General features: G+C 70.0%; 20 protein-coding genes. 11 read left to right on the top strand and 9 right to left on the bottom strand.

Translation table 11 applies throughout. The annotated features are described in order from the left end of the window. The first annotated feature begins 81 nt into the window (after positions 1 to 81). Complete coding sequence (locus KV100_RS09595) at positions 82 to 2,361, top strand: transglycosylase domain-containing protein (RefSeq protein WP_220342738.1); 2,280 nt, start codon at positions 82 to 84, stop codon at positions 2,359 to 2,361. A 1,247-nt stretch (positions 2,362 to 3,608) separates the two neighbouring features. Here the strand turns inward: KV100_RS09595 and KV100_RS09590 are convergent. After that, positions 3,609 to 4,637 (bottom strand): YafY family protein, encoded by a 1,029-nt coding sequence (locus KV100_RS09590; RefSeq protein WP_220342737.1) that lies wholly within the window; start codon positions 4,635 to 4,637, stop codon positions 3,609 to 3,611. Between the two features lie 60 nt (positions 4,638 to 4,697). On the opposite strand from KV100_RS09590, the gene KV100_RS09585 reads away from it, so the two are divergent. Further along, positions 4,698 to 5,840: an epoxide hydrolase family protein gene (locus KV100_RS09585; protein ID WP_220342736.1), complete on the top strand. Its 1,143-nt coding sequence runs from the start codon at positions 4,698 to 4,700 to the stop codon at positions 5,838 to 5,840. Between the two features lie 43 nt (positions 5,841 to 5,883). Here KV100_RS09585 and KV100_RS09580 read toward each other — a convergent pair whose 3' ends face one another. From KV100_RS09580 to KV100_RS09565, 4 genes are all read right to left on the bottom strand, one after another. Beyond that, entirely contained in the window at positions 5,884 to 6,948 is a 1,065-nt protein-coding gene (locus KV100_RS09580; RefSeq protein ID WP_220342735.1) for an alanine racemase, read from the bottom strand. 12 nt (positions 6,949 to 6,960) lie between these two features. Then, on the bottom strand, positions 6,961 to 8,103 hold the full coding sequence (locus KV100_RS09575) for a peptidoglycan bridge formation glycyltransferase FemA/FemB family protein (RefSeq protein ID WP_220342734.1): 1,143 nt from the start codon (positions 8,101 to 8,103) through the stop codon (positions 6,961 to 6,963). 39 nt (positions 8,104 to 8,142) lie between these two features. After that, complete coding sequence (locus tag KV100_RS09570) at positions 8,143 to 8,634, bottom strand: HNH endonuclease (protein ID WP_220342733.1); 492 nt, start codon at positions 8,632 to 8,634, stop codon at positions 8,143 to 8,145. An 87-nt stretch (positions 8,635 to 8,721) separates the two neighbouring features. Continuing rightward, complete coding sequence (locus KV100_RS09565; RefSeq protein WP_220342732.1) at positions 8,722 to 9,708, bottom strand: pirin family protein; 987 nt, start codon at positions 9,706 to 9,708, stop codon at positions 8,722 to 8,724. Between the two features lie 123 nt (positions 9,709 to 9,831). Here KV100_RS09565 and KV100_RS09560 point away from each other — a divergent pair, with 123 nt between their 5' ends. After that, entirely contained in the window at positions 9,832 to 10,623 is a 792-nt protein-coding gene (locus tag KV100_RS09560; RefSeq protein ID WP_220342731.1) for an ABC transporter ATP-binding protein, read from the top strand. Continuing rightward, positions 10,623 to 13,154 carry an ABC transporter permease gene (locus tag KV100_RS09555; RefSeq protein ID WP_220342730.1) on the top strand — a complete coding sequence of 844 codons (2,532 nt, stop codon included), beginning with the start codon at positions 10,623 to 10,625 and terminating at the stop codon, positions 13,152 to 13,154. The genes KV100_RS09560 and KV100_RS09555 overlap by 1 nt, the downstream gene beginning before the upstream one ends. Before the next feature lie 31 nt (positions 13,155 to 13,185). Here KV100_RS09555 and KV100_RS09550 read toward each other — a convergent pair whose 3' ends face one another. Further along, a complete protein-coding gene (locus KV100_RS09550; RefSeq protein WP_220342729.1) occupies positions 13,186 to 13,395 on the bottom strand; it encodes a hypothetical protein in 210 nt (69 codons plus the stop codon). 374 nt (positions 13,396 to 13,769) lie between these two features. Between KV100_RS09550 and rpsF the strand changes: the two genes are divergently transcribed. From rpsF to KV100_RS09525, 5 genes are all read left to right on the top strand, one after another. Further along, positions 13,770 to 14,057: a 30S ribosomal protein S6 gene (gene rpsF / locus KV100_RS09545; RefSeq protein ID WP_220342728.1), complete on the top strand. Its 288-nt coding sequence runs from the start codon at positions 13,770 to 13,772 to the stop codon at positions 14,055 to 14,057. A gap of 133 nt (positions 14,058 to 14,190) precedes the next feature. After that, positions 14,191 to 14,739, top strand: a complete 549-nt coding sequence (locus tag KV100_RS09540) for a single-stranded DNA-binding protein (protein WP_220342727.1) — start codon at positions 14,191 to 14,193, stop codon at positions 14,737 to 14,739. A 95-nt stretch (positions 14,740 to 14,834) separates the two neighbouring features. After that, complete coding sequence (gene rpsR / locus KV100_RS09535) at positions 14,835 to 15,074, top strand: 30S ribosomal protein S18 (RefSeq protein ID WP_220342726.1); 240 nt, start codon at positions 14,835 to 14,837, stop codon at positions 15,072 to 15,074. Between the two features lie 22 nt (positions 15,075 to 15,096). Further along, positions 15,097 to 15,540 carry a 50S ribosomal protein L9 gene (rplI, locus tag KV100_RS09530; RefSeq protein WP_220342725.1) on the top strand — a complete coding sequence of 148 codons (444 nt, stop codon included), beginning with the start codon at positions 15,097 to 15,099 and terminating at the stop codon, positions 15,538 to 15,540. A 140-nt stretch (positions 15,541 to 15,680) separates the two neighbouring features. Next, positions 15,681 to 16,241 carry a DoxX family membrane protein gene (locus tag KV100_RS09525; protein ID WP_255566107.1) on the top strand — a complete coding sequence of 187 codons (561 nt, stop codon included), beginning with the start codon at positions 15,681 to 15,683 and terminating at the stop codon, positions 16,239 to 16,241. A 57-nt stretch (positions 16,242 to 16,298) separates the two neighbouring features. Here KV100_RS09525 and KV100_RS09520 read toward each other — a convergent pair whose 3' ends face one another. Together KV100_RS09520 and KV100_RS09515 are read right to left on the bottom strand one after the other, a co-directional pair. Next, positions 16,299 to 17,381, bottom strand: coding sequence for a glutamate--cysteine ligase (locus KV100_RS09520; protein WP_220342724.1), 1,083 nt, complete (start codon positions 17,379 to 17,381; stop codon positions 16,299 to 16,301). 37 nt (positions 17,382 to 17,418) lie between these two features. After that, complete coding sequence (locus KV100_RS09515; RefSeq protein ID WP_220342723.1) at positions 17,419 to 18,099, bottom strand: HAD family hydrolase; 681 nt, start codon at positions 18,097 to 18,099, stop codon at positions 17,419 to 17,421. 128 nt (positions 18,100 to 18,227) lie between these two features. Between KV100_RS09515 and KV100_RS09510 the strand changes: the two genes are divergently transcribed. Together KV100_RS09510 and KV100_RS09505 are read left to right on the top strand one after the other, a co-directional pair. Then, the gene (locus tag KV100_RS09510; RefSeq protein ID WP_220342722.1) at positions 18,228 to 19,232 is read left to right on the top strand and encodes a Ku protein; all 1,005 of its coding nucleotides are present in this window, start codon (positions 18,228 to 18,230) and stop codon (positions 19,230 to 19,232) included. 111 nt (positions 19,233 to 19,343) lie between these two features. Next, positions 19,344 to 19,538, top strand: coding sequence for a hypothetical protein (locus KV100_RS09505; RefSeq protein ID WP_220342721.1), 195 nt, complete (start codon positions 19,344 to 19,346; stop codon positions 19,536 to 19,538). Positions 19,539 to 19,551: 13 nt separating this feature from the next. On the opposite strand, the gene KV100_RS09500 is transcribed toward KV100_RS09505, so the two are convergent. After that, positions 19,552 to 20,865 (bottom strand): MATE family efflux transporter, encoded by a 1,314-nt coding sequence (locus tag KV100_RS09500; protein ID WP_308291403.1) that lies wholly within the window; start codon positions 20,863 to 20,865, stop codon positions 19,552 to 19,554. Positions 20,866 to 20,888: the final 23 nt, after the last annotated feature.

The raw sequence follows: 20,888 nt of genomic DNA, 5'->3' as shown, positions 1-20,888 counted from the left end.
GTCTCGTACGTGGTCCTGACGGCCTTGCCTGCACTCAGGGCAGGTCCCTCCCCCGGAAGCAACACTTGAGGAGTACGACGCGTGGCGGACCAGTCGCACGGCCGACCCGTGACCCCACGCTCGCGGAGGGCCGAGCCCTCTTCGAGTGGTTCCCGCGCCCGTCGCGCCGACCCGGCTGGTGAGGGCGACAAGGCGACGAAGCCGCTGTGGCGCCGCATCGTGAAGTGGGCGCTGATCACCGGCGTGATCTTGTTCGTCCTGGCGATCGCGGGTCTCTACTTCGCCTATCGGTCGGTGGCGATCCCGAGCGCCAACGCGGAGTTCCTCACGCAGACCACGAAGGTCTACTACTCCGACGGCAAGCACAAGATCGGCGACTTCCAGACCCAGAACCGGACCTCGATCGACTTCGAGGACATGCCGGAGACGATCAAGTCGGCCGTCATCGCCGCCGAGGATCGCAGCTTCTACTCCAACCAGGGTCTCGACTTCAAGGGCATCGCGCGCGCACTGCGTAACAACGCGACGTCGGAGACGACCTCCGGCGGATCGACGATCACCCAGCAGTACGTCAAGGTCCTCTACCTGACGCAGGAACGCACCATGGCCCGCAAGGTCAAGGAGGCGTTCCTCTCGATCAAGGTGCACAACCAGATGTCGAAGGAGGAGATCCTCGAGGGCTACCTCAACACGATCTACTTCGGCAACGGCGCGTACGGCGTCGAGGCGGCGTCGCAGACCTACTTCGGCCACAAGGCAGCAAAGCTGACCGCACCCCAGGCCGCCCTCCTCTCCTCGGTCATCAACAACCCGAGCGCCTTCGACCCCTACGACGAGGACGACCGCGATCGTCTGATGTCGCGCTACACGTACGTGCTCGGCGGGATGGAGAAGACCGGGGCGATCACCTCCGACGAGTTCGCCTCGTACTCGGCCGAGCTCCCCAAGGTGAAGAAGAAGGCGGAGTCGAACCGCTTCGGCGGCACCAAGGGCTTCCTCCTGCGGCTGACCGAGCAGCAGCTCAAGCAGGAGGGCCTCAGCGACGCCCAGATCACCGGCGGTGGTCTCAAGGTCGTCACGACGTTCGACTACAAGGCGCAGAAGGCGGCCGTCGAGACGGTCAAGGAGATGAAGCCGGACGGCCTCAAGCAGCTCAACGTCGCGCTGTCCTCCGTCGATCCCGCGACCGGTGCGCTGCGCGCGATGTACGGCGGCTCCAACTACCTCAAGAGCCAGCTCAACTGGGCGATGCTCGGGTCGCAGCCGGGATCGTCGTTCAAGCCGTTCGCGGTGGCGGCAGCGCTCAGCGACGGCTACAGCCTCAAGACGCAGCTCAACGGCTCGTCGCCGCTGCGCCTCGAGAACGGCGCCGAGATCGAGAACCAGGGCGACTCGGGCGGCAAGTCCTTCGGGCCTGTCTCCCTCGAGGCCGCGACCAAGGACTCGGTCAACACCGCCTTCGTCGACCTCACCTACGACGTGATGGACGACGGAGGCCAGAAGACGATCGACGCGGCGCGCAAGGCCGGCATCTCCGACACCGCCGCGAAGCGGTACGACCCCAGCGTGGCGGTCGTCTCGCTCGGATACGCGCCCGTTCCCAACGTCGAGATGGCCGCCGCCTACGCCACCTTCGCCAACAACGGCAAGCAGAACGACTGGTACGTCATCGAGCGCGTGACCGACCGCAGCGGCGAGGACGTCGTCCGACACCAGGTCGCCCCGAAGCGGGCCTTCTCCGCGGCGGTCTCCGCCGACGTGACGAAGGCGCTCCAGGAGGTCGTGGGCGAGGGCAGCGGCACGAACGGCCGCACCATGTGCCCGACCGCCGGCAAGACCGGCACAGCGACGTTCCAGAAGACCGAGAAGGGCAAAGAGGTCGGCGACGCCCACGTCTCCAGCTCGTGGTTCGTCGGCTACACACCCAAGCTCGCCACCGCGGTGATGTACGTCCGCGGCAAGAACGGCAACGAGGCCCTCAACGGCTACATGCCGACGTTCTACGGCGGCCAGTACCCCGCCAAGACCTTCGCCAGCTTCATGGACAAGGTGCTCGACGGCGACGAGTGCGGCGAGTTCCCCGAGCCGGCCAACATCAAGTCGACCAAGGGCAAGACGTACGTCCCGCAGCCCACGGCGACGCCGGAGACGGAGAAGCCGCGCCCCGAGCGGCCGACCCGCCCGCCGCGTCCGAACCGCCCGCCGCGCCCGACGGAGCCCGAGCCGACGCTCCCCACCGAGCCCACCATGCCCACCGAGCCCACCATGCCGACCATGCCGACCATGCCGACGGAGCCCCCTGAGGAGACCGGCGGTCCCGGTGGCGGTGGCGGTCCCGGTGGCGGCGGATTCGGCGACTGACCATGGCGGAGCCGGCGGGGGGCCGGGTCCGACCGAACCGCTGGTGGACCCCGCTCCGGATCCTGCTGGCGACCGCCGTCCTCGTCGGGACGCTCGGCCTCGTCACCAAGACGCCCTGCGCGGTCGCGGACGGTGAGCGCTGGTTCTCCACGAGCCCGGTCCCGGCGGGGGCGTCGTACGCGCGGCTGTGCGCGAGCGAGCTTCCCGGAGAGTACGTGACCACGGGCCTCGCCGAGGGCGTCCTCCCGTGGTCCGACGACGGCGGGCGGTGGCCGGTCAACGCGGTGACGGTGCCCGTCGGCATCCTGCAGTACGGTGCAGCCTCGCTGGTCCAGGCCGTGACCGGTGCCGACCGTGCCGACCGCGGCGGCCGGGACCCGGACACGGTCCGGCAGGAGCCCGAGGTCCGCCGGGAGGCCGTCGCGTATACCGGCGTGGTCGCGCTCGGTTCGCTGCTCGCGCTGCTCCTCGCGCTCGTGGCGCTCGCCCGAGCCGCGCGCCGATCGCGCGTGCACGACGCCCTGCGCCCCTGGCCGACGTGGTCCGACCCCACGCTCTCGCTGATGCCGTTGGCGGCCTCGCCGGTGGTCGCGCTCTTGCTGGGGGTGGGCTGGGACCTCGTCGGGGTCGCCCTCGTCGCCTTCGGGCTCGCGGTCTGGACGTCGGGGCGGGCGCGTACGGCGGGTGTCATCCTCGCGGTCGCGACGCTCACCGCGTGGTGGCCGATCGTGGTGCTGGTCGCCCTGGCGGCCACGGCGCTCGTCCGGCACGCGCCTGCGGCCGGCCGGCTTATCGGGGTCGCGGCCGTGACCCTCGCGGTCGGCGGGCTGGCGTCGTACGTCGCCTCGTCGGGCGACGCCCTGACCGAGGTGGTCCGGCGGTGGCTCTATCGCGACGACGGAGTGGGATCGATCTGGGCGGTGCTGCGTGAGCTGGGTGCCGAACCCTCGACCGTCGCCGTCGCGGCGGTGGTGATCGGCGTCTCCGCCTTCGCGACCTCGCTCATGTTCCTCTACGCAGCCCGATCCGGTGACGTCGACCAGACCGCCCGCTACGCCTTCGGTCTCCTGGCGGCGCTGCTGCTGGTCGGCACGACGTACGCTCCGGGCTACGCCCTGTGGCTGCTCCCGCTCGCCGTGCTGGCGCACCCCGTGTGGCGCGACCTCCTGTGGTGGCAGGCGGCGGAGGTCTTCCTGGTCGTGGCGACCTGGTGGCACCTGGGCGACTCGACGAAGGCCGTCGACGGCTCACCCGACCTGGTGTACGTCGCGGCGATCGTGCTGCACGTCGTCGCGACGGTCTGGCTCGTCGCCCGGATGCAGATCACCGCTGCCGGCGGCGGCGTAGCGGCGGCCCAGGAGCCTGACGTGCTCGACCAGCTCGGGCGGTGAGTCGACCGAGAAGTCGAGCCCGAGCATCCCGACGTACACGGCGAGGATCTCGATGCTGTCGGCGCCGGTGACGAGGACGCACGTCTGCTCGTCGATGGCCTCCACGACCCCGACCGCGTCGTTGATGCGGGCACGGACCTCCTCGGCCGCTGCGGCGACGGTGACGCGGGCGTGCACCGACCAGCCTGCGGCAGCGACCTCCCTCACCACGAACGCGGTGTAGTCCCGTTCGTCCATCGGACGCGGGCCGAACCGTGGTTGCGGCATCGTGCTGATCTCCGCCCAGTCGATCCGCAGCGCCCGCCACGCACCGCCAGGGACCTCTCGGGCGACGAGGTACCACCGCCGCTGCCAGGTGACGACGCGGTACGGCTCCACGTCGAGCCGTTCGCCCTCGTACACGAGGCGGAGCTGCTCCTGGTCCCTGATCGCATCGGTGAGGCGTGAGAGGACCGCGGGGTCGATCTCGGGGTCCTCCACGTTGCTGTCGGTGTTGACGGGTCCGGCGCTGAGCGCGCTGGTCACCGTCGCGACCCGGCGGCGGAGACGGTCGGGCAGGACCTGCTCGAGCTTCGCGAGGGCGCTCGCGCTGCTCTCCTCGATGCCGGCCACGCCGCTGGCGGTCCGTAGGCCGATCGCGACGGCGACCGCCTCGGCGTCATCAAGGAGCAGCGGGGGGAGCTTCGCTCCAGGGCCGAGCCGGTAGCCGCCCGCCGGACCGCGGGCACCCTCGACGGGATATCCCAGCTCCCGCAGGCGGTCCATGTCGTGGCGGATCGTGCGAGGGGTGACCTGGAGGCGCTCCGCGAGCTCGGGGCCGGACCACGCGGGTCGCGACTGGAGGAGGCCGAGAAGGGCGAGCAGCCGGGCTGACGTCTCCAACATTCTCCGCATCCTCCCAGATTGAGGAATCTGACCGTCCTGAATGCGTCCTACCGTCCTTTCATGAGCACCGACGTGAGCGCGAGCGACGCCATCCGAACCTTCCGCATCGACGTCCCGCAGGCGGACCTCGACGACCTCGCCGCGCGCCTCGAGCGCACGCGGCTCCCGCAGCCAGCCCCTGGCGACGACTGGCACTACGGCGTCCCCAACGCCTATCTCCGCGAGGTCGTCGAGCAGTGGCGCCACGCCTTCGACTGGCGCGAGGTGGAGAGCCGGATCAACACCTACGACCAGTTCCTGACCGAGATCGACGGTCAGACGATCCATTTCCTGCACGTCCGGTCGGCCGAGAAGGACGCGACGCCGCTCCTGCTCGCGCACACCTACCCGGGCTCCGTGATCGACTTCCTCGACATGATCGACCCGCTGGTCGACCCCGTCTCGCACGGCGGTCGGGCGGAGGACGCCTTCGACGTCGTCGTGCCCTCGATGCCCGGCTTCGGCTACAGCCTGCCGGTCGTCGACCGGGGGTGGACGATGGCGCGGGTCGCGGCGGCGTACGACGTGCTCATGCGCCGACTCGGGTACGAGGCGTACGGGGTGCACGGGAGCGACGGTGGCGCGATGGTGTCGCGCGAGCTCGGCCTGATGCAGCCCGCCGGCTTCCTCGGGCTCCACGTCCTCCAGCTCTTCTCGTTCCCGTCGGGTGACCCGGCCGAGATGGAGGGCTTCGGGCCGAAGGAGTTCGCGGCGCTGGAGCACATGCAGTGGTTCCAGTCGATGGGCGGCTACAACGCCATGAACGGCTCCCGGCCGCAGACGGTGGCGGTGGGGGTCTCCGACTCACCGGTCGGGCAGCTCGCCTGGAACGAGCTGTTCATGTCGTTCGGCAACGGGACCAGCCTCGTGACGACCGAGCAGATCCTCGCCGAGGTCACCTTCGAGTGGTTGACCAACACGTCGGCGTCGGTCGGGCGCTACCACTTCGAGGAGGCGCGCCGCGACGCCGAGCCGCAGGTGAACCATGCCCGGACGGGAGTGTCGGTGTTCGCCGACGACTTCCAGACGCTCCGCGCCTTCGCCGACCGCGACAACAGCAACATCGTGCAGTTCACCGAGCACCCCGAAGGCGGGCACTACGCGATGCTCGAGCGGCCCCAGGTGGTGGTCGACGACCTGCGGACCTTCTTCGCGACGGCCTGAGCCGTACGACCGGGCCGATCCTCACGGGTCGGCCCGGTGCCGGCTAGGGGGCGTCGACGGCGTCGAACGTCGTGGTCGTCATGCGGACGTCGACCTCGACCTCCTCGCCGACCGCCGGCACCGCGACGCCGGCAGGGACGAGGATCATGCTCGCCTGCATGTGCGGCGGCTCGACGAACCAGCGCTGCTTGCCGGCGACGGTGAACGGCGACAGCGCGAGACCGGCGGCTCCGAGCCCACCCTTCGCCACCGAGGTCGCCCGCTGTTTCATCGTGCTGGCCGAGGTGGGCGCCTCGAGCCCGATGCCGTGCGAGGTCCCGCCGGAAACGATCAGGACGGTGCCACCGACCGGCATCGGACGTTGGCGGTAGCCGATCCGCTCGCCGCGCTCGACGACGTGGGAGTCGATCACGAGGCCGGTGACGCGGAAGGCGCCACGGTCTCCGAGCCAGAGCGCGGTGCCGACGCGGGGGCGCACGACGAGTCCGGGGCGACGCTCGGCGAGGGTACGGACCTCACGGTCGGTCAGGTGGGAGACGGTGAAGACAGGCGTGCCGGAGACGGCGGGTGCGAGCTTCGACGCCTCGAAGGCAGCAGCCCAGCTGTCGGCCTCGGCCAGGTTGTCCTCCGAGAGCGGCAGGTGGATCGAGAACCCGATCAGCCGCAGCCGGCCCAGGTTGTCGGCGACCGACGTCAGCGCGTGCCGGTCGACGCCGTGGCGCGCCATCGAGGTCTCGCCCTCGACGACGATCCGGGTGCCTTCCGGCGCCTCGGTGCGCAGCAGGTCCAGGTCCTCGACCCGACTGACGGTGTGCACCACGCGCGGGTCGTACATCCGCTCCGTGCGCACCGTGTCGGCCCAGAACGGGCGCCAGGGGGTCATCACGTGGATGTCGCCGCCGAAGCGGGGGAGGACGTCGACGAGCTCGGCGTACGTCCCCACCGCGACCGTGTCCGTGCCGAGCCAGTCGGCCCGCCGTGCCAGCGCGCGGTTGCCGAACCCGTACCCGTTGCCCTTGATGACCGGGATGATGCCGTCGTACAGCTCGGCGGTGCCGCGCAGGTGCGCGCGCCAGCGTTCGCCGTCGACGTGGAGAGTGAGCGTCATGGTCAGCCTTCCTCAGCGGCGCTTCATGTACTGCTGGAATGCGAGGTACAGCAGCCGGTTGATCGGCAGGTCCCACTCGCCGGCGTACTCGACGGCCTCTCCGCCGGTGCCGACCTTGAACTGGATCAGACCGACGTGGCTGTCCTCCGGGTCGAGCGTGTCGGTGATGCCGCGCATGTCGTAGACGGTGCAGCCGGCAGCGAGCGCATCGCGGATCATCCGCCACTGGATCGCGTTGGAGCCGCGGACCTCGCGCTTGGCGGTCGTGGAGGCTCCGTAGGAGTACCACGCGTGCTGGCCGACGCGCACCATCGTCGTCGCCGCGACGAGATCACCCTCGTGCCGTGCGAGATAGAGCCGCATCCGGTCGGGGTCCTCGGCGTTGAGTGCGTCCCACATCGTCTGGAAGTACGCGAGGGGTCGCGGCGTGAAGTGGTCGCGCTCCGCGGTCTCGGCATAGATCGTGTGGAAGGCGGCGATGTCGTCCGCGCCGCCCAGCGTGACCTCGACGCCGGCCTTGTCGGCCTTCTTGATGTTGCGCCGCCACAGCTGGTTCATCCCGCGCAGCACGGCCTCCTCGGAGCGAGGGGCGCCGTCGGCGTCGACGAGCGGCAGCCAGAAGTTGTACTTCGGCTGACCGGCCGTGAAGCCGCCCTCGCCGACCTGCTCCCGCCAGCCGAGGCGGTGCAGCTCCGACGTGACCGCGATCGCGCGGGGGTCGGTCGCCGCGGCCGGAGCGTCGCCGAGGGTGCGCAGCGCCGGATCGGCGACCGCCTTCTTGACCGTCGCCGCGTCCCACCGGCGCAGCACGACCGGGGGCCCCATCCGGACGCCGAACGCGCCGCGGCCCGTGAGGTGCTTCACCATCGGGTCGAGCCACGCAGCCAGGCCGCCGGGGCCAGCGGCTGCGGAGGCGAAGTCGATGCTCGGCCCCTCGGGGAGGTACGCGAGGTACTTCGCGACCTTCGGGAGCTTGCGGTAGAGCACCAGACCGGCGCCCACGATGTCCCCGCCGTCGAACCACCCGATCGACTCACCCCTCCACTCCGACTTCACCGCGGCCCACGCCGGGGTCTGGAGGAAGCTCGCCGAGGGGAGGGAGGTCAGGAACGCCAGGTGGTCGGCGGTGCTGATCGTACGGACGCTGAGAGACACGGCCCCGAGGCTACCGGAGGCCCGCTGACGTCCACCGGGCTACGTCAGCGGGGACCGGCGGGGCGCGGCCGGCGTGACGATCAGCGTCATCCCCGCCTCCGCCGGAGTCCGGTCGCCCTTGCGGTGGTTGCACCGCAGGCACGCGGCGACCGCGTTCTCCCACGTCAGCAGCCCACCGCGGGACCGGGGAAGGATGTGGTCCACGGTCTCCGCCGGCCCGCCGCAGTAGCCGCAGTGCCGGTCGCGCGCCTTGACCGCGCCCTTGGTGCACAGCGGCGTGCGGGCGTGCACCCAGCGCATCACGACGTAGCGGACCAGGCGCAGCACCTTGGGTACGGGGAACGGACCGAACCGGGCCTCGGGGTGGGCCTCCTCGACGACCGCCACCTCCCGCACGAGCATCCGGATGGCGTGTCGCAGGGACACCCGCTGGAGCGGCTCGTAGCTGGCGTTCAGGACCAGCACGGTCCGTTGACGGCGCGTGCCTGTGGCGTGGTGGCTCACCACCACGGGCTCGGCGACAGCTGTCATGGTCACCCGCCTCTCTGGCCCACGTCCGTCCAGCCTGCGTGCGATCAGCGTAGCCCGTCCTGCCGGGCGAGAGCGCGTGCTCAGGACTCAGCGCGGCGGCTGTTTGCGGGGCGCGAGGCGGACGTGGGGCAGTGCGGGGGCGGGAAGCGCGGCTCCGTCCCACGCGGCGGGGAACGGTCCGTACGCGTCAGGGTCGCCGCTGCCGTCCACCTGAGCCGTCCACGCCTGCCGGAACCGCACGATCTCGTCGTGGTCACGGCCGACGAAGTTCCACCACATGACGATCTCCTCGTCGAGCGGCACGCCACCGATGAGGACGACCCGGCCGTCCGTCTCGCCGGTGCGCAGCACCAGCGTCGTACGCCCGACCGGCCGGTACGCGAGAGCGGCCGGTTCCACGTGCGTGCCGTCGACGTCGACCGGCCCGAGATCGACGAGAACGCCGTGCTCGTACGCCGGGTCGAGGTCGAAGCGGACCTCGGCACGCGCCGGCAGGGCGATCTCAGCCGCGACCAGGGGCGTGAACGTGGTGACCGGCGAGGAGGCGCCGGCGAAGTCACCGACGAACGTCCGCACGGTGGCAGCACCGAGGCGCACCGGCAGGGTGGCGAAGTGCTCGAACGCACGGTCGCCGAAGCGGTCGGGGGCCGGGAGCGCCGTCCACAGCTGGACTCCCCGCAGCGTCGTGGTGTCGGCGGTCGAGTACTCCGAGTGCGCGATCCCCCGACCGGAGGTCATCAGGTTGACCTCGCCGGGCCGGATGCGCGTGACCGACCCGACCGTGTCCCGGTGCTCGACCTCGCCGTCGAACAGCCAGGTCACCGTCTGGAGACCGGTGTGGGGGTGGCCGGGCACCGCCATCCCGCCGGACTCGCTGACATCGTCCGGTCCGTAGTGGTCGGCGAAGCACCAGGCCCCGATCAGCGAGCGCAGGCGCTGGGGGAGCGTACGGCGCACCGTCATCGCCCGTGGTCCACCCAGGGGGACGAGCCGAGGCTCGAGCAGCTCCATCTCGGCCTCGTCCGACGAGGGCGGCACGGTGATCTCCTGAGGGTCGCGCTCGGTGTTGCTCATGCGACCAGTGTCAGGGACGTCGGGCACGGCACGCACGTGTTCGCCAGCGGCAAAACCCGTGCCGTCGCGCCCCCACCTTCCCCTACCGTGGGATTTCAAACCCGCCTCGTCAGGAGTTGTGTCATGTCCGACGGCCCCACCCCAGCTCGCACGATCGCCGCCCGGGCGGTGGACCTGCGCAAGACCTACGGCAAGCAGGAGGCGGAGGTCCGAGCCCTCGACGGGGTGAGCATCGACGTCTACGAGGGCGAGTTCACCGCCGTGATGGGCCCGTCCGGCTCCGGGAAGTCGACCCTGATGCACCTGCTCGCCGCGCTCGACAACGCGACCAGCGGCTCGGTCTTCATCGGCGACACGGAGCTCTCGGGGCTCAACGACAAGCAGCTGACGCGCCTGCGGCGCGACGACGTCGGATTCGTCTTCCAGGCCTTCAACCTCGTGCCGACGCTCACAGCCGAGGAGAACATCCTGCTTCCTCTGTCGATCGCCGGCCGCAAGCCCGACCCGGCCTGGTACGACGAGGTGATCGACACCGTCGGGCTGCGCGACCGCCTGCGGCACCGTCCCAACGAGATGTCGGGCGGCCAGCAGCAGCGCGTCGCCGCGGCGCGTGCTCTGGTCGGCCGACCCACGATCGTCTTCGCCGACGAGCCCACGGGCAACCTCGACTCGACCTCGGGTGCCGAGGTCCTGAGCTTCCTCCAGCACAGCGTCCGCGAGCTCGGGCAGACCGTCGTGATGGTGACCCATGACCCGGTCGCCGCGTCCTACACCGACCGGGTCGTCTTCCTCGCCGACGGCAAGGTCGTCGACGAGATGCGGGCGCCGACCCCGGAGACCGTGCTCGAGCGGATGGCCAAGATCCAGATGCGCGCGCTCGAGACGGCTGCTGCGGCCGAGGGCGGTGCCGCCTGATGCTGCGGGTGACGCTGCGCAACCTGCTGGCGCGCAAGGTGCGCCTGCTGATGAGCGCGTTCGCGATCGTCCTCGGCGTCGCGTTCGTCGCCGGCACCCTCATCTTCACCGACACGATGAGCAAGTCCTTCGACGGCATCATCGAGGGATCCACTGCCGACGTGACCGTCCGTGCCGAGGGCACCGGGAGCTGGGAGCAGGCGCCGAGCGCCGACACCCGCACCATCCCGGCGTCCGTCGTCGACGAGCTGCGTGAGCTCCCCGGCGTCGCCCGTGCCGACGGCACGGTGCAGAGCCAGTCGCTGACGCTCGTCGGATCCGACGGCAAGCTGGTCGCGGGCTTCGGACCCCCGACGCTGTCGTTCAACTACGACGAGGCGCCCGCCATGACGGGCGAGCAGATGGTCGTCGTCTCCGAGGGCCGGCCACCGTCCGCCGACGGCGAGGTGGCGATCGACGCCACGAGCGCCGAGAAGGGCGGGTACGAGGTCGGCGACACCGTGACGTTGGTGTCCGCCGGTGACCAGCCCACGCTCGAGGCCACGCTGGTCGGCCTCGCGCAGTTCGGCGGAGGATCGATGGCCGGTGCATCGCTGGTGCTCTTCGACGTCGGCTACGCCCAGGACCTCTTCCTCGACGGCAAGGACGTCTACAACGCGGTCTCCCTCACCGCTGACGACGGTGCGACGCCGCAGGAGGTGGCGTACGAGGCGGAGAAGGTGCTGCCCGACGGGTTCGAGGCCGCCACCGGCGACGCCGTCGCTGCGGAGAGCGAGGACGCGATCGGTGAGATCCTCGGGTTCCTGACGACGATTCTGCTCGTGTTCGCGGGCATCGCGATCGTGGTCGGCACCTTCCTCATCATCAACACGTTCTCCATCCTGGTCGCACAGCGCAGCCGCGAGCTGGCGCTGCTGCGGGCACTCGGTGCCTCGCGGCGGCAGGTGAGCCGGTCCGTGCTGATCGAGGCGCTCGTGGTGGGTCTCATCGGATCGACCGTCGGCGTGCTGCTCGGGATCGGGCTCGCCCACGGTCTGACGGCGCTCTTCAAGAGCTTCGGCCTCGACGTGAGTGACACGCCGTTGGTGATCTCGCCCCGCACGTGGGTCGTCGGCTACGTGGTGGGTCTGCTGGTGACGCTTGTCGCCGCCTACCTGCCGGCCCGCCGGGCGTCGCGGGTCGCGCCGGTCGCGGCCATGCGTGACGACGTCGCGCTGCCGGAGTCGTCGATGCGTCTGCGGATGCTCGTCGGCGCGGTTCTCGTCGTCATCGGCGCGGGCCTGGTGTGGCTCGGGCTCTCCGGGGTCGACAACGGCGCGTGGTACGTCGGGGGCGGCGTCCTCGCGATCCTCATCGGCGTCTCGCTGATGAGCCCGCTGCTCAGCCATCCCGTCCTCGTCGCGCTCGGCGGCCTGTTCCGCCCGTTCGGTCTCGTGGGACGCATGGCGACCCAGAACGCGCTGCGCAACCCGCGCCGTACGGCCGCGACGGCCTCGGCGCTGATGATCGGGCTGACCCTCGTGACGACGATGAGCATCCTGGGCTCGTCGGTCAACAAGTCGGTCGACGTCGGTGTCACCAAGGAGTTCACGAGCGACTTCCTCCTCACCAACCCGGTCGGGGCTCCGTTCTCGACGTCGATCGCGGAGGAGATCCGCGGCATCGACGGTGTCGGAGACGTGGTGGAGGCGCAGTTCGTGCCTGCCTCCGTCGAGGGCTCCTTCGCCGGCCTGACCGCGACCGATCCGGCCGAGCTCTTCTCGATGTTCGAGCTCGACGCCACGGCGGACACGCTGGCCGCCGACGAGGTCGCGGTCCGGGAGGACACCGCTGAGGAGCGAGGCCTCGAGGTGGGGGACACGATCGAGGTCACCACGCAGTCCGGTGACTACCCGATGACGGTGGCCGGCACGTTCCCCGAGTCCAACGTCGTCTCCAACTACGTCACGTCGTTCGGGTTCGTGGACCGCGTCAAGCTCAGCCGCGAGGACTCCTTCGTGGCGGTCACCGCCGCGCCGGGGAGGTCGGGAGCCGACATCGAGGACCCCGTGCGCGACGTCGTGGCCGACATCCCGACCGTGGTCGTCCAGACCCAGGACGAGTTCATCGAGTCCCAGCGCGACCAGATCAACACGATCCTGATGCTGATCAACGCGCTCCTCGGGCTGGCGATCGTGATCGCGGCCCTGGGCATCGTCAACACCCTCGCGCTGAGCGTGATCGAGCGGACGCGCGAGGTCGGGCTCCTCCGGGCGGTCGGGATGAGCCGACGGCAGCTGCGTCGGATGGTGCGGCTGGAGGCGGTGGCGATCGCGGTCCTGGGTGCGGTGCTCGGCATCGCGATGGGCCTGGTGTTCGGCGTGGTCCTGCAACGGGCACTCGAGGACGAGGGGATCACCGAGCTCTCGATCCCGTACACGACCCTGGTCGTCTATGTCCTCATCGCGGCGGTGGTGGGCGTGCTCGCGGCGGTGTTCCCGGCACTGCGGGCCTCGCGCCTCAACGTGCTGCGGGCCATCGCGACCGAGTAGGCCACGTGCGGCGGGGCTGGGCCGCGCGTGATCACGTCACCGCGGAGAGCCCCGCCCCCAGGGCGAACCCGATCACCGCGGCCAGCCCGGCCCTGTCCTGCACCTTCGCCCGGGCCTCCGGCACCATCGCACCGACCAGCATCACCAGCAGGGCGCCGGCGGCGAACCCGTCCACCACCCCTTCGAACCGGTCCGCGGTGACGCGCGAGGCGGCATACCCCAGGCCGCTCGCCGGCGGCACGCATGTCCGTCGCCGAACCCATCGCCTCCGGAAGGTTGGACACGAAGACCGCGACGAGGAGCACCGTGCTGACCTCACCCCGCCGATCCGCTGGACCCAGCGGTCGGCCACGAAGTACGCGACGGCTCCGAGCGTCAGCCCTGCGGTCAGCGCGACCGCCACCTCCGAACTCCAGTGCCTGTGGGAACAGCTCGTACGAGATGCTGGCGAGGAGCTCCTCGCCATGCTGCCGGTCGGCGATTTGGGACCCGCGCGGGTGCCCGGATAGACTGAGACGGTTGCCCGGCCACCACCCGGTGTGCTCGGGCAGCTCGATGCAACCCTCCTGTCACGGAAAGACCGTGACCGTACAGACCGAAGGAGGTGGAGTTGCCTTGCGTCACTACGAAGTCATGGTGATCCTCGATCCCGACCTCGACGAGCGCACGGTCGCCCCGAGCCTGGACACGTACCTCAACGTGGTGCGTCAGGACGGCGGTACCGTCGACAACGTCGACATCTGGGGCAAGCGTCGTTTTGCCTACGAGATCAACAAGCGGTCCGAGGGCATCTACGCCGTGGTCGACCTGACCGCGACGCCCGAGACCGTCAAGGAGCTCGACCGTCAGCTCACGCTGAACGAGTCCGTCATGCGTACGAAGGTCATCCGGCCCGAGAAGTGACGGACGCCCGACAGGTCGTCCCCAGCAGGTCCGTCCCGGTGGTTTCCACCGGGGGCGTGCAGGGGGTCGCCTCTGTCGGAGTCTTGATGTTGACTGCTAGCCAGCAGACATCCCGCGAACGTTGGAGTGAGACATGGCAGGCGAGACCGTCATCACCGTCGTCGGCAACCTTGTGGACGAGCCCGAGCTGCGGTTCACGCCGTCCGGCGCAGCGGTTGCCAACTTCCGCATCGCCTCGACGCCGCGCACCTTCGACCGTCAGAGCGGCGAGTGGCGCGACGGCGACACGCTCTTCCTGGGCTGTGCCGTGTGGCGCCAGGCCGCGGAGAACGTGGCCGAGTCGCTGCAGAAGGGCATGCGTGTGATCGTGCAGGGACGCCTCAAGTCCCGGCAGTACGAGACCCGCGAGGGCGAGAAGCGCACCGTGTTCGAGATCGACGTCGACGAGGTCGGCCCGAGCCTGCGCAGTGCCACCGCCAAGGTCACCAAGGCCTCTCGCTCCGGTGGAGGTGGAGGCGGCGGCTACCAGCAAGGTGGCGGCGGCCAGGGCGGGTTCAGCGGCGGAGGCCAGTCGGCCCCGGCCAACGACCCGTGGTCCTCTCCCGCCCCGCAAGGCGGCAACGCTGGCAACGATCCGTGGGCGAGCACGCCCTCCGGCTCGAACGACGAACCCCCGTTCTGAGTCGTCGGATCTGAAGAACACTCAAGGCGGTCTTTCGACCGTCACGTCATTCCGACCCGTCCTGCGGGTCGGGCTCACCGGAAGGGAGCACCACAATGGCTGCCAAGCCCCCCATTCGTAAGCCGAAGAAGAAGAGCAACCCGCTCAAGGCTGCGAAGATCACCTACATCGACTACAAGGACGCCACCCTCCTGCGGAAGTTCATCTCCGACCGCGGCAAGATCCGCGCTCGCCGCGTCACGGGTGTCTCCGTCCAGGAGCAGCGCAAGATCGCCACGGCGATCAAGAACGCCCGCGAGATGGCGCTGCTGCCTTACACCTCCACCGGTCGCTGATCGTCGGGGAAGGGACAACACCATGAAGCTCATCCTCACGCACGAGGTCACCGGCCTCGGTGCCCCCGGCGACATCGTCGAGGTCAAGGGCGGCTACGGCCGCAACTACCTCCTGCCCCGCAACTTCGCCATCCGTTGGACGAAGGGCGCGGAGAAGCAGGTCGAGTCGATCAAGAAGGCTCGTGACTCGCGTGCGATCCACGACCTGGACGGCGCGACGGCGCTCAAGCAGAAGCTCGAGTCCAACGCTGTCAGCGTCCCGGCTCGCGCCGGTGCCGAGGGCCGCCTGTTCGGTGCCATCACGGTGTCGGACGTCGCCACCGCGCTCGAGGGCGCCGGCGCCAACGTCGACAAGCGTCGGATCGAGATCGGCAACCCGATCAAGACGGTCGGCACGTACGACGTGCAGGTGCGCGTGCACCCCGAGGTCACCGCAAAGGTGACCATCAACGTGGTCGCCGCCTGACCCGCTGCTCACACAGACGAAGGGCCCGTCACCCTCGGGTGGCGGGTCCTTCGTCGTCTGGCGTGACTCGAACGCTGACGGCAGCCCTGGTTACCCCCCATGATGGGGATTGCCCGATTCCACTCCCCCGGAAGGACATCATGAACAAGACCATCGGCCGACCGTCTCGAGGAGGCGGCGTCCTCGCCGCTCGAGACCAGAACCAGGCGGTCAACACGAACGTCTTCGCCCAGGCACTCGCGGCGATGCGGATCGCTTTCGGGCTCACGTTCCTGTGGGCCTTCCTCGACAAGCTGTTCGGCCTCGGATTCTCGACGCCCAGCGAGGGAGCGGTGATCAACGGCGGGAGCCCGACCGACGGCTACCTCTCCAACGTGCCCGACGGCCCGTTCGAGGACCTCTACCACTCGCTCGCCGGCGTGTGGCTGGTCGACGTCCTGTTCATGCTGGGACTGCTCGTCGTCGGCATCACGCTGACCCTCGGCATCGCGATCCGGATCGGCGCGCTCGTCGGTGTCCTGCTCTACGTGATGATGTGGACCGTCGTGCTTCCGCCGGAGAACCACCCGATCCTCGACGAGCACATCCTCGGCGCCCTCGGCGTCGCGGTCGTCGGTCTCGGTCTCGCCGGGGACACGTGGGGTCTCGGTCGCTGGTGGGGCGCGCAGAAGGCAGTGCGGAAGAACCCCGTCCTCAGGTGACGTGAACGTGTCATGACATGGGCCACCCGGTCGTCTGACCGGGTGGCCCTGTCGCGTTCAGGAGTCCGGGTCGGTGCGCGCCGCGAGGTCGGTGACCACGGCCCGGAGATCCCCGGTGCTGCCGACGCGGCGTTGGTGGTCGGCGCCGTTGCCGTCGCGCAGGATCCGGTCGATCCCTGCACAGACCAGGTCGGTGTCACCCGTGGCCGCCAGCGCGTCGGCGACGTGCTCGACGAGACCTCCCAGCACCTCTGCAGCGGGGCGCTGCTGTCGCGAGCGAGGATCGAGCAGGTTGTCGGACAATCCATACCGTGCCGCCTGCCAGCGAGCACCGCGCAGGAGCTCGACGCGCCAGGGGTCGAGCGGCTTCCCGTCGGCCCAGGCACGCGCCTCGGTCTCGACCAGCGCGCGGCACAGCCCGGCGAGCAGCACACCGTCGCGGACGTCGGTGCACACGTCGGTGACGCGGAGCTCGACCGTCGGGTACGAGCGGGCGCGACGAACGTCGAAGTAGACCATGCCCTCGTCCAGAGCGGCGCCCGAGGTGATGAGCTCCTCCACGGCGATGTCGTACGTCGCGGCGTCGCCGAACGGCTCGACCGGTCCTGCCGTCGGCCACTCCGTCCACCGGCGCGAGCGCCAGCTGGCGTGAGCGGTGTCGCGGCCGTCGTCGTACGGCGAGTTGGCGCTGAGCGCGAGCAGCACCGGCAGCCACGGGCGTACGCGGTCGATGACGCCGACGGCCTCCTCGTCGTCGTGGATGTCGACGTGCACGTGCATCCCGCAGACGGCGGCGCTCTCGCCGATCGCCCCGAACTCGTCGAGCATCCGCTCGTACCGTGCCTTCGGGGTGACCTCGGACTCGCCGCTCGGCAACGGGGCCGTGCCGGAGGCGATGGCCGCGGCTCCCGCGGCTCGTGCGGCCGCAACCGTCTGACGGCGTACGTCGTGAAGGTCGGTCGCCAGGTCGGTGAGCCGCGCGTGCGGTGAGGTCATGGTCTCGAGCTGTTCGAGGAACAGCTCGTGCTCCAGATCCGCGTCACCGTCGTGGCGCCGTAGCGCGCGTTGAGAGACCGTCTTCGTGAGGCCCGTGGCCGGGTCGACGAGGAGCAGCTCTTCCTCGATTCCCATCTTTCGCATCGCCAAAGTGTCGCGGCTCGGGGCCGCGTGCGCAGACTCAGCGGAGCAAGGGAGCGATCGGTGAGGAGTCGATCATCGCGTGCAGCACCGCGACGTCCTCGTACACCTCGACCGCGCCGGCGCCACGCAGCTCGCCCGGGCCACTCCCTCCGCTGCGGACGGCGAGGAACGGGACTCCGACCCGTTGCGCGGCGATGCCGTCCCACACGGCGTCGCCGACCATGACGGCGCGGCCGGCCTCCACGCCGACGGCGGCGAGCGCGACCTGGACGATGTCGGGCTCTGGCTTGGCCTCCGCGACGTCGTCGGCGTTGGTGACCGCGTCCACCAGGTCGTCGCAGTCCAGTGCCTCACGCAGTCGCTCGAGCTCGTGGGGTGGGGCGGACGTCGCGAGGACGATCAGGGCGCCGCGGTCGCGGATCTCCCGCAGCAGCGGTCGCACCCCGTCGAATCGACGCAGCTCGCCGGCCAGCTCGGCGTACTGGGAGGCGTGCAGATCCTTCGCCGCCGCCCGGGCCGCGTCGTCCGCGTCACCGGCGAGGTCGTCGAGGAGGCGGCTGTTGTCCATGCCGATCGCGCGGTGGATCCGCCAGGTGTCGACGGTGATCCCTGCCTGGCGGAACGCCGTCGTCCAGGCCCGCACGTGAAGGTAGTTCGAGTCCATGAGGGTCCCGTCGATGTCGAAGAGGACCGCGGTGCGTGCTCCGTCAGTGGTCATGGTTCAAGAATCGAGCGGGACTAGGCTTTGCGCACACGATGACCGATGACTCGGCGCCATCGGGCCGGTCTCCCGATTGACAGCATGGACGTCGGCCGGTTCGCTGGGCCTACGAGAGAGGTGGAGCGATGCGCGCGATGTGGAAGGGCACGATCTCGTTCGGCCTGGTCACGATCCCGGTCAAGATGTACGGCGCGACGTCCACGCACGACATCTCCTTCCGTCAGGTCCGACGGAGCGACGGGTCGCGCGTGAAGTACAAGCGTGTCGCCGAGGCGGACGGCGAGGTCGTCGACTACGGCGAGATCGCCAAGGGCTACGAGCTCCCCGACGGACGGATGGTCGTCCTGACCGACGACGACATGGAGGAGCTGCCGCTGCCCACCAAGAAGGTGGTCGACGTCCTCGAGTTCGTCCCGCTGGAACAGATCGACCCGATCTTCCACAACAAGAGCTATTACCTCGAGCCCGACACGAACGCCGGTCTCAAGCCGTACCTCCTGCTCCGTGAGGCGCTCGAGGCCTCCGACATGGTCGCGGTCGTGAAGGTGACGATCGGCACACGCGAGCAGCTGGCGACCATCAGGGTGCGCGAGGACGTCCTCACGCTGAGCACGTTGATGTGGGCCGACGAGATCCGCAAGCCCGAGTTCTCCTTCCTCGGAGAGGACGTGCAGCTGCGACCCCAGGAGATCAAGATGGCGCAGTCCCTGGTGGCCAGCATGGAGGCCGACTTCGACCCCGAGCAGTACCACGACGAGTACGAGGTCGCCCTCGACGAGCTGGTCGCGGCGAAGCTCGAGGGCAACGAGGTCGTGCAGCCGGCCGTCGGCGAGGGCGCGGAGCAGCCTGACAACGTCGTGGACCTGATGTCCGCTCTCCAGGCGTCGATCGACCGGGCGAAGAAGGGCGAGGGCGAGGCCGTCGCCGGGGTGGACGCCGACGAGAAGGACGAGGCCGACGGGGCCGACGAGAAGCCCGCCAAGAAGGCCGCGGCGAAGAAGGGCTCTACCAAGAAGGCCCCGGCGAAGAAGACGACCGAGAAGAAGACGGCGGCCAAGAAGACGACCGCCAAGAAGACCCCGGCGAAGAAGCCCGCAGCCAAGAAGACGGCCGCCAAGAAGGCTTCCTGACGCGCTCAGGATGACACGCCGGGGCCGGCCGCTCGTTGATCGTGTCAGTGCCGAGAGGGACACTCGAAGCGTGGGGGATACCCCGTCCCGTACGAGAGGTGAGCATGCATGATGTCCGAGATGGTCGCGATCTGCACCGACTGCGCTGCCGAGTTCGGCGTGGCGGACGGGTGGCTCGACCGGTGCGCAGAGTGCTGCGCTGTGCGCGACGACCACCTTTCCGGTCTCCACACGGCGTACGCGAAGGGCTGCACCGACTGCGATCGTGCCGACGACGCGCCTCGCGCGGGAGTGCACGCCGCCTGACCGCCGAGTGCGCCTAGACCGCGCCGACCCCCATCCAGCGGTCGGTCCGTTCACGTAGCACCAGCGTCACCATCCGCGCGAGCATGAAGCCCGCGTACGCCACCCAGAGCCACGTCAGCCCTGCGTCGAGCATCCACACGGCGACGGCGAGCGGGGCGTACGCGATCAGGGTCACGACTCCGGCCCACGCGAGATAGGCCCCGTCGCCGGCTCCGATCAGCACGCCGTCGAGGACGAAGACCACTCCGGACACCGGCTGCGTGAGCGCGATCACGACGAGCGCTCCGACGATCAGGTGCTGGACGTCGGGGTCGGAGGTGAAGAGCTTCGGCAGCCAGGGAACCGACGCCAGCAGCAGCACCGTGGCGACGACACCCGAGGCGACACCCCAGCCGATCATCCGGCGCGTGGTCGCTCGGGTCCCCGTGACGTCGCCCGCCCCCAGCGAGCGGCCCGTCAGCGTCTGTCCGGCGATCGCGATCGCGTCCAGCGCGAACGCCAGGATCGAGACGATGGTCACCGCGACCTGGTGGGCGGCCAGCGCCGCCGAGCCCATCGTCGCCGCGACCGCCGTCGCGATCAGGAGGGCGGCGCGCAGGGTGAGCGTCCGGACCACCAGCGCCACCCCTGCACGCGCGGCCTCATGGATGCCCGCGCGGTGGGGCCGGACTGGTGCGCGCTGGGCCCGGACCGCACGGACCACGACATACCCGAGGAACAGTCCCGACCCGAGCTGGGCCACGGTGGTGCCGATCGCCGCCCCTCGGATCCCCATGTCGAGCCCGTAGACGAGGACGAGGTTGAGGATCACGTTGACCACGTTGGCCACGATCACGGTGTAGAGGGGCGTCTTGAGGTCTTGGAGGCCACGAAGCACCCCGGTCGCCGCGAGGACCACGAGCATGGCCGGGATGCCGGGAGCAGCCCACACCAGATAGGTGACGGCCTGGTCCGCGACCACGTCCGACGGTCCGAACGCGCCGACGATGAGGGAGGCGCCTGCTCCGGCCAGCAGCGCGGCCAGGGCGCCGATGAGGACGGCGAGCCACAGACCGCTCATGCCCGACGCCATCGCCCCCCGCAGGTCGCCCGCGCCGATGTGGCGTCCGACCGAGGCGGTGGTGCCGTACGCGAGGAACACGCAGAGTCCGACGAAGGTCTGCAGGACCGTCGACGCGATCGCGAGCCCGGCGAGCGGGTCGGTCCCGAGGTGGCCGATGATCGCGGTGTCCGCGGCCAGCATGAGGGGCTCGGAGACGAGCGCTGCGAACGCGGGGACGGCGATCCGGAAGATCTCGCGGTCGCGTGCGTCCAGGTGCAGCCTCACGCCGACCAGTCTGGCTCAATCGC

Source organism: Mumia sp. zg.B21 (genome assembly GCF_019550855.1).
Taxonomy (GTDB): Bacteria; Actinomycetota; Actinomycetes; order Propionibacteriales; family Nocardioidaceae; genus Mumia.
Note: the sequence above shows the minus strand (reverse complement) of the source record. Positions and strands in the feature narration are given on the sequence as shown.

What these genes read in the sequence shown, in the direction of transcription:
- KV100_RS09590 (WP_220342737.1), bottom strand. Translation starts at nt 4,637, where the DNA reads ATGTTGGAGACGTCAGCCCGGCTGCTCGCCCTTCTCGGCCTCCTCCAG.
- KV100_RS09585 (WP_220342736.1), top strand. Translation starts at nt 4,698, where the DNA reads ATGAGCACCGACGTGAGCGCGAGCGACGCCATCCGAACCTTCCGCATC.
- KV100_RS09580 (WP_220342735.1), bottom strand. Translation starts at nt 6,948, where the DNA reads ATGACGCTCACTCTCCACGTCGACGGCGAACGCTGGCGCGCGCACCTG.
- KV100_RS09570 (WP_220342733.1), bottom strand. Translation starts at nt 8,634, where the DNA reads ATGACAGCTGTCGCCGAGCCCGTGGTGGTGAGCCACCACGCCACAGGC.
- KV100_RS09565 (WP_220342732.1), bottom strand. Translation starts at nt 9,708, where the DNA reads ATGAGCAACACCGAGCGCGACCCTCAGGAGATCACCGTGCCGCCCTCG.
- KV100_RS09560 (WP_220342731.1), top strand. Translation starts at nt 9,832, where the DNA reads ATGTCCGACGGCCCCACCCCAGCTCGCACGATCGCCGCCCGGGCGGTG.
- KV100_RS09555 (WP_220342730.1), top strand. Translation starts at nt 10,623, where the DNA reads ATGCTGCGGGTGACGCTGCGCAACCTGCTGGCGCGCAAGGTGCGCCTG.
- KV100_RS09540 (WP_220342727.1), top strand. Translation starts at nt 14,191, where the DNA reads ATGGCAGGCGAGACCGTCATCACCGTCGTCGGCAACCTTGTGGACGAG.
- rpsR (WP_220342726.1), top strand. Translation starts at nt 14,835, where the DNA reads ATGGCTGCCAAGCCCCCCATTCGTAAGCCGAAGAAGAAGAGCAACCCG.
- rplI (WP_220342725.1), top strand. Translation starts at nt 15,097, where the DNA reads ATGAAGCTCATCCTCACGCACGAGGTCACCGGCCTCGGTGCCCCCGGC.
- KV100_RS09525 (WP_255566107.1), top strand. Translation starts at nt 15,681, where the DNA reads ATGAACAAGACCATCGGCCGACCGTCTCGAGGAGGCGGCGTCCTCGCC.
- KV100_RS09520 (WP_220342724.1), bottom strand. Translation starts at nt 17,381, where the DNA reads ATGCGAAAGATGGGAATCGAGGAAGAGCTGCTCCTCGTCGACCCGGCC.
- KV100_RS09515 (WP_220342723.1), bottom strand. Translation starts at nt 18,099, where the DNA reads ATGACCACTGACGGAGCACGCACCGCGGTCCTCTTCGACATCGACGGG.
- KV100_RS09510 (WP_220342722.1), top strand. Translation starts at nt 18,228, where the DNA reads ATGCGCGCGATGTGGAAGGGCACGATCTCGTTCGGCCTGGTCACGATC.
- KV100_RS09505 (WP_220342721.1), top strand. Translation starts at nt 19,344, where the DNA reads ATGTCCGAGATGGTCGCGATCTGCACCGACTGCGCTGCCGAGTTCGGC.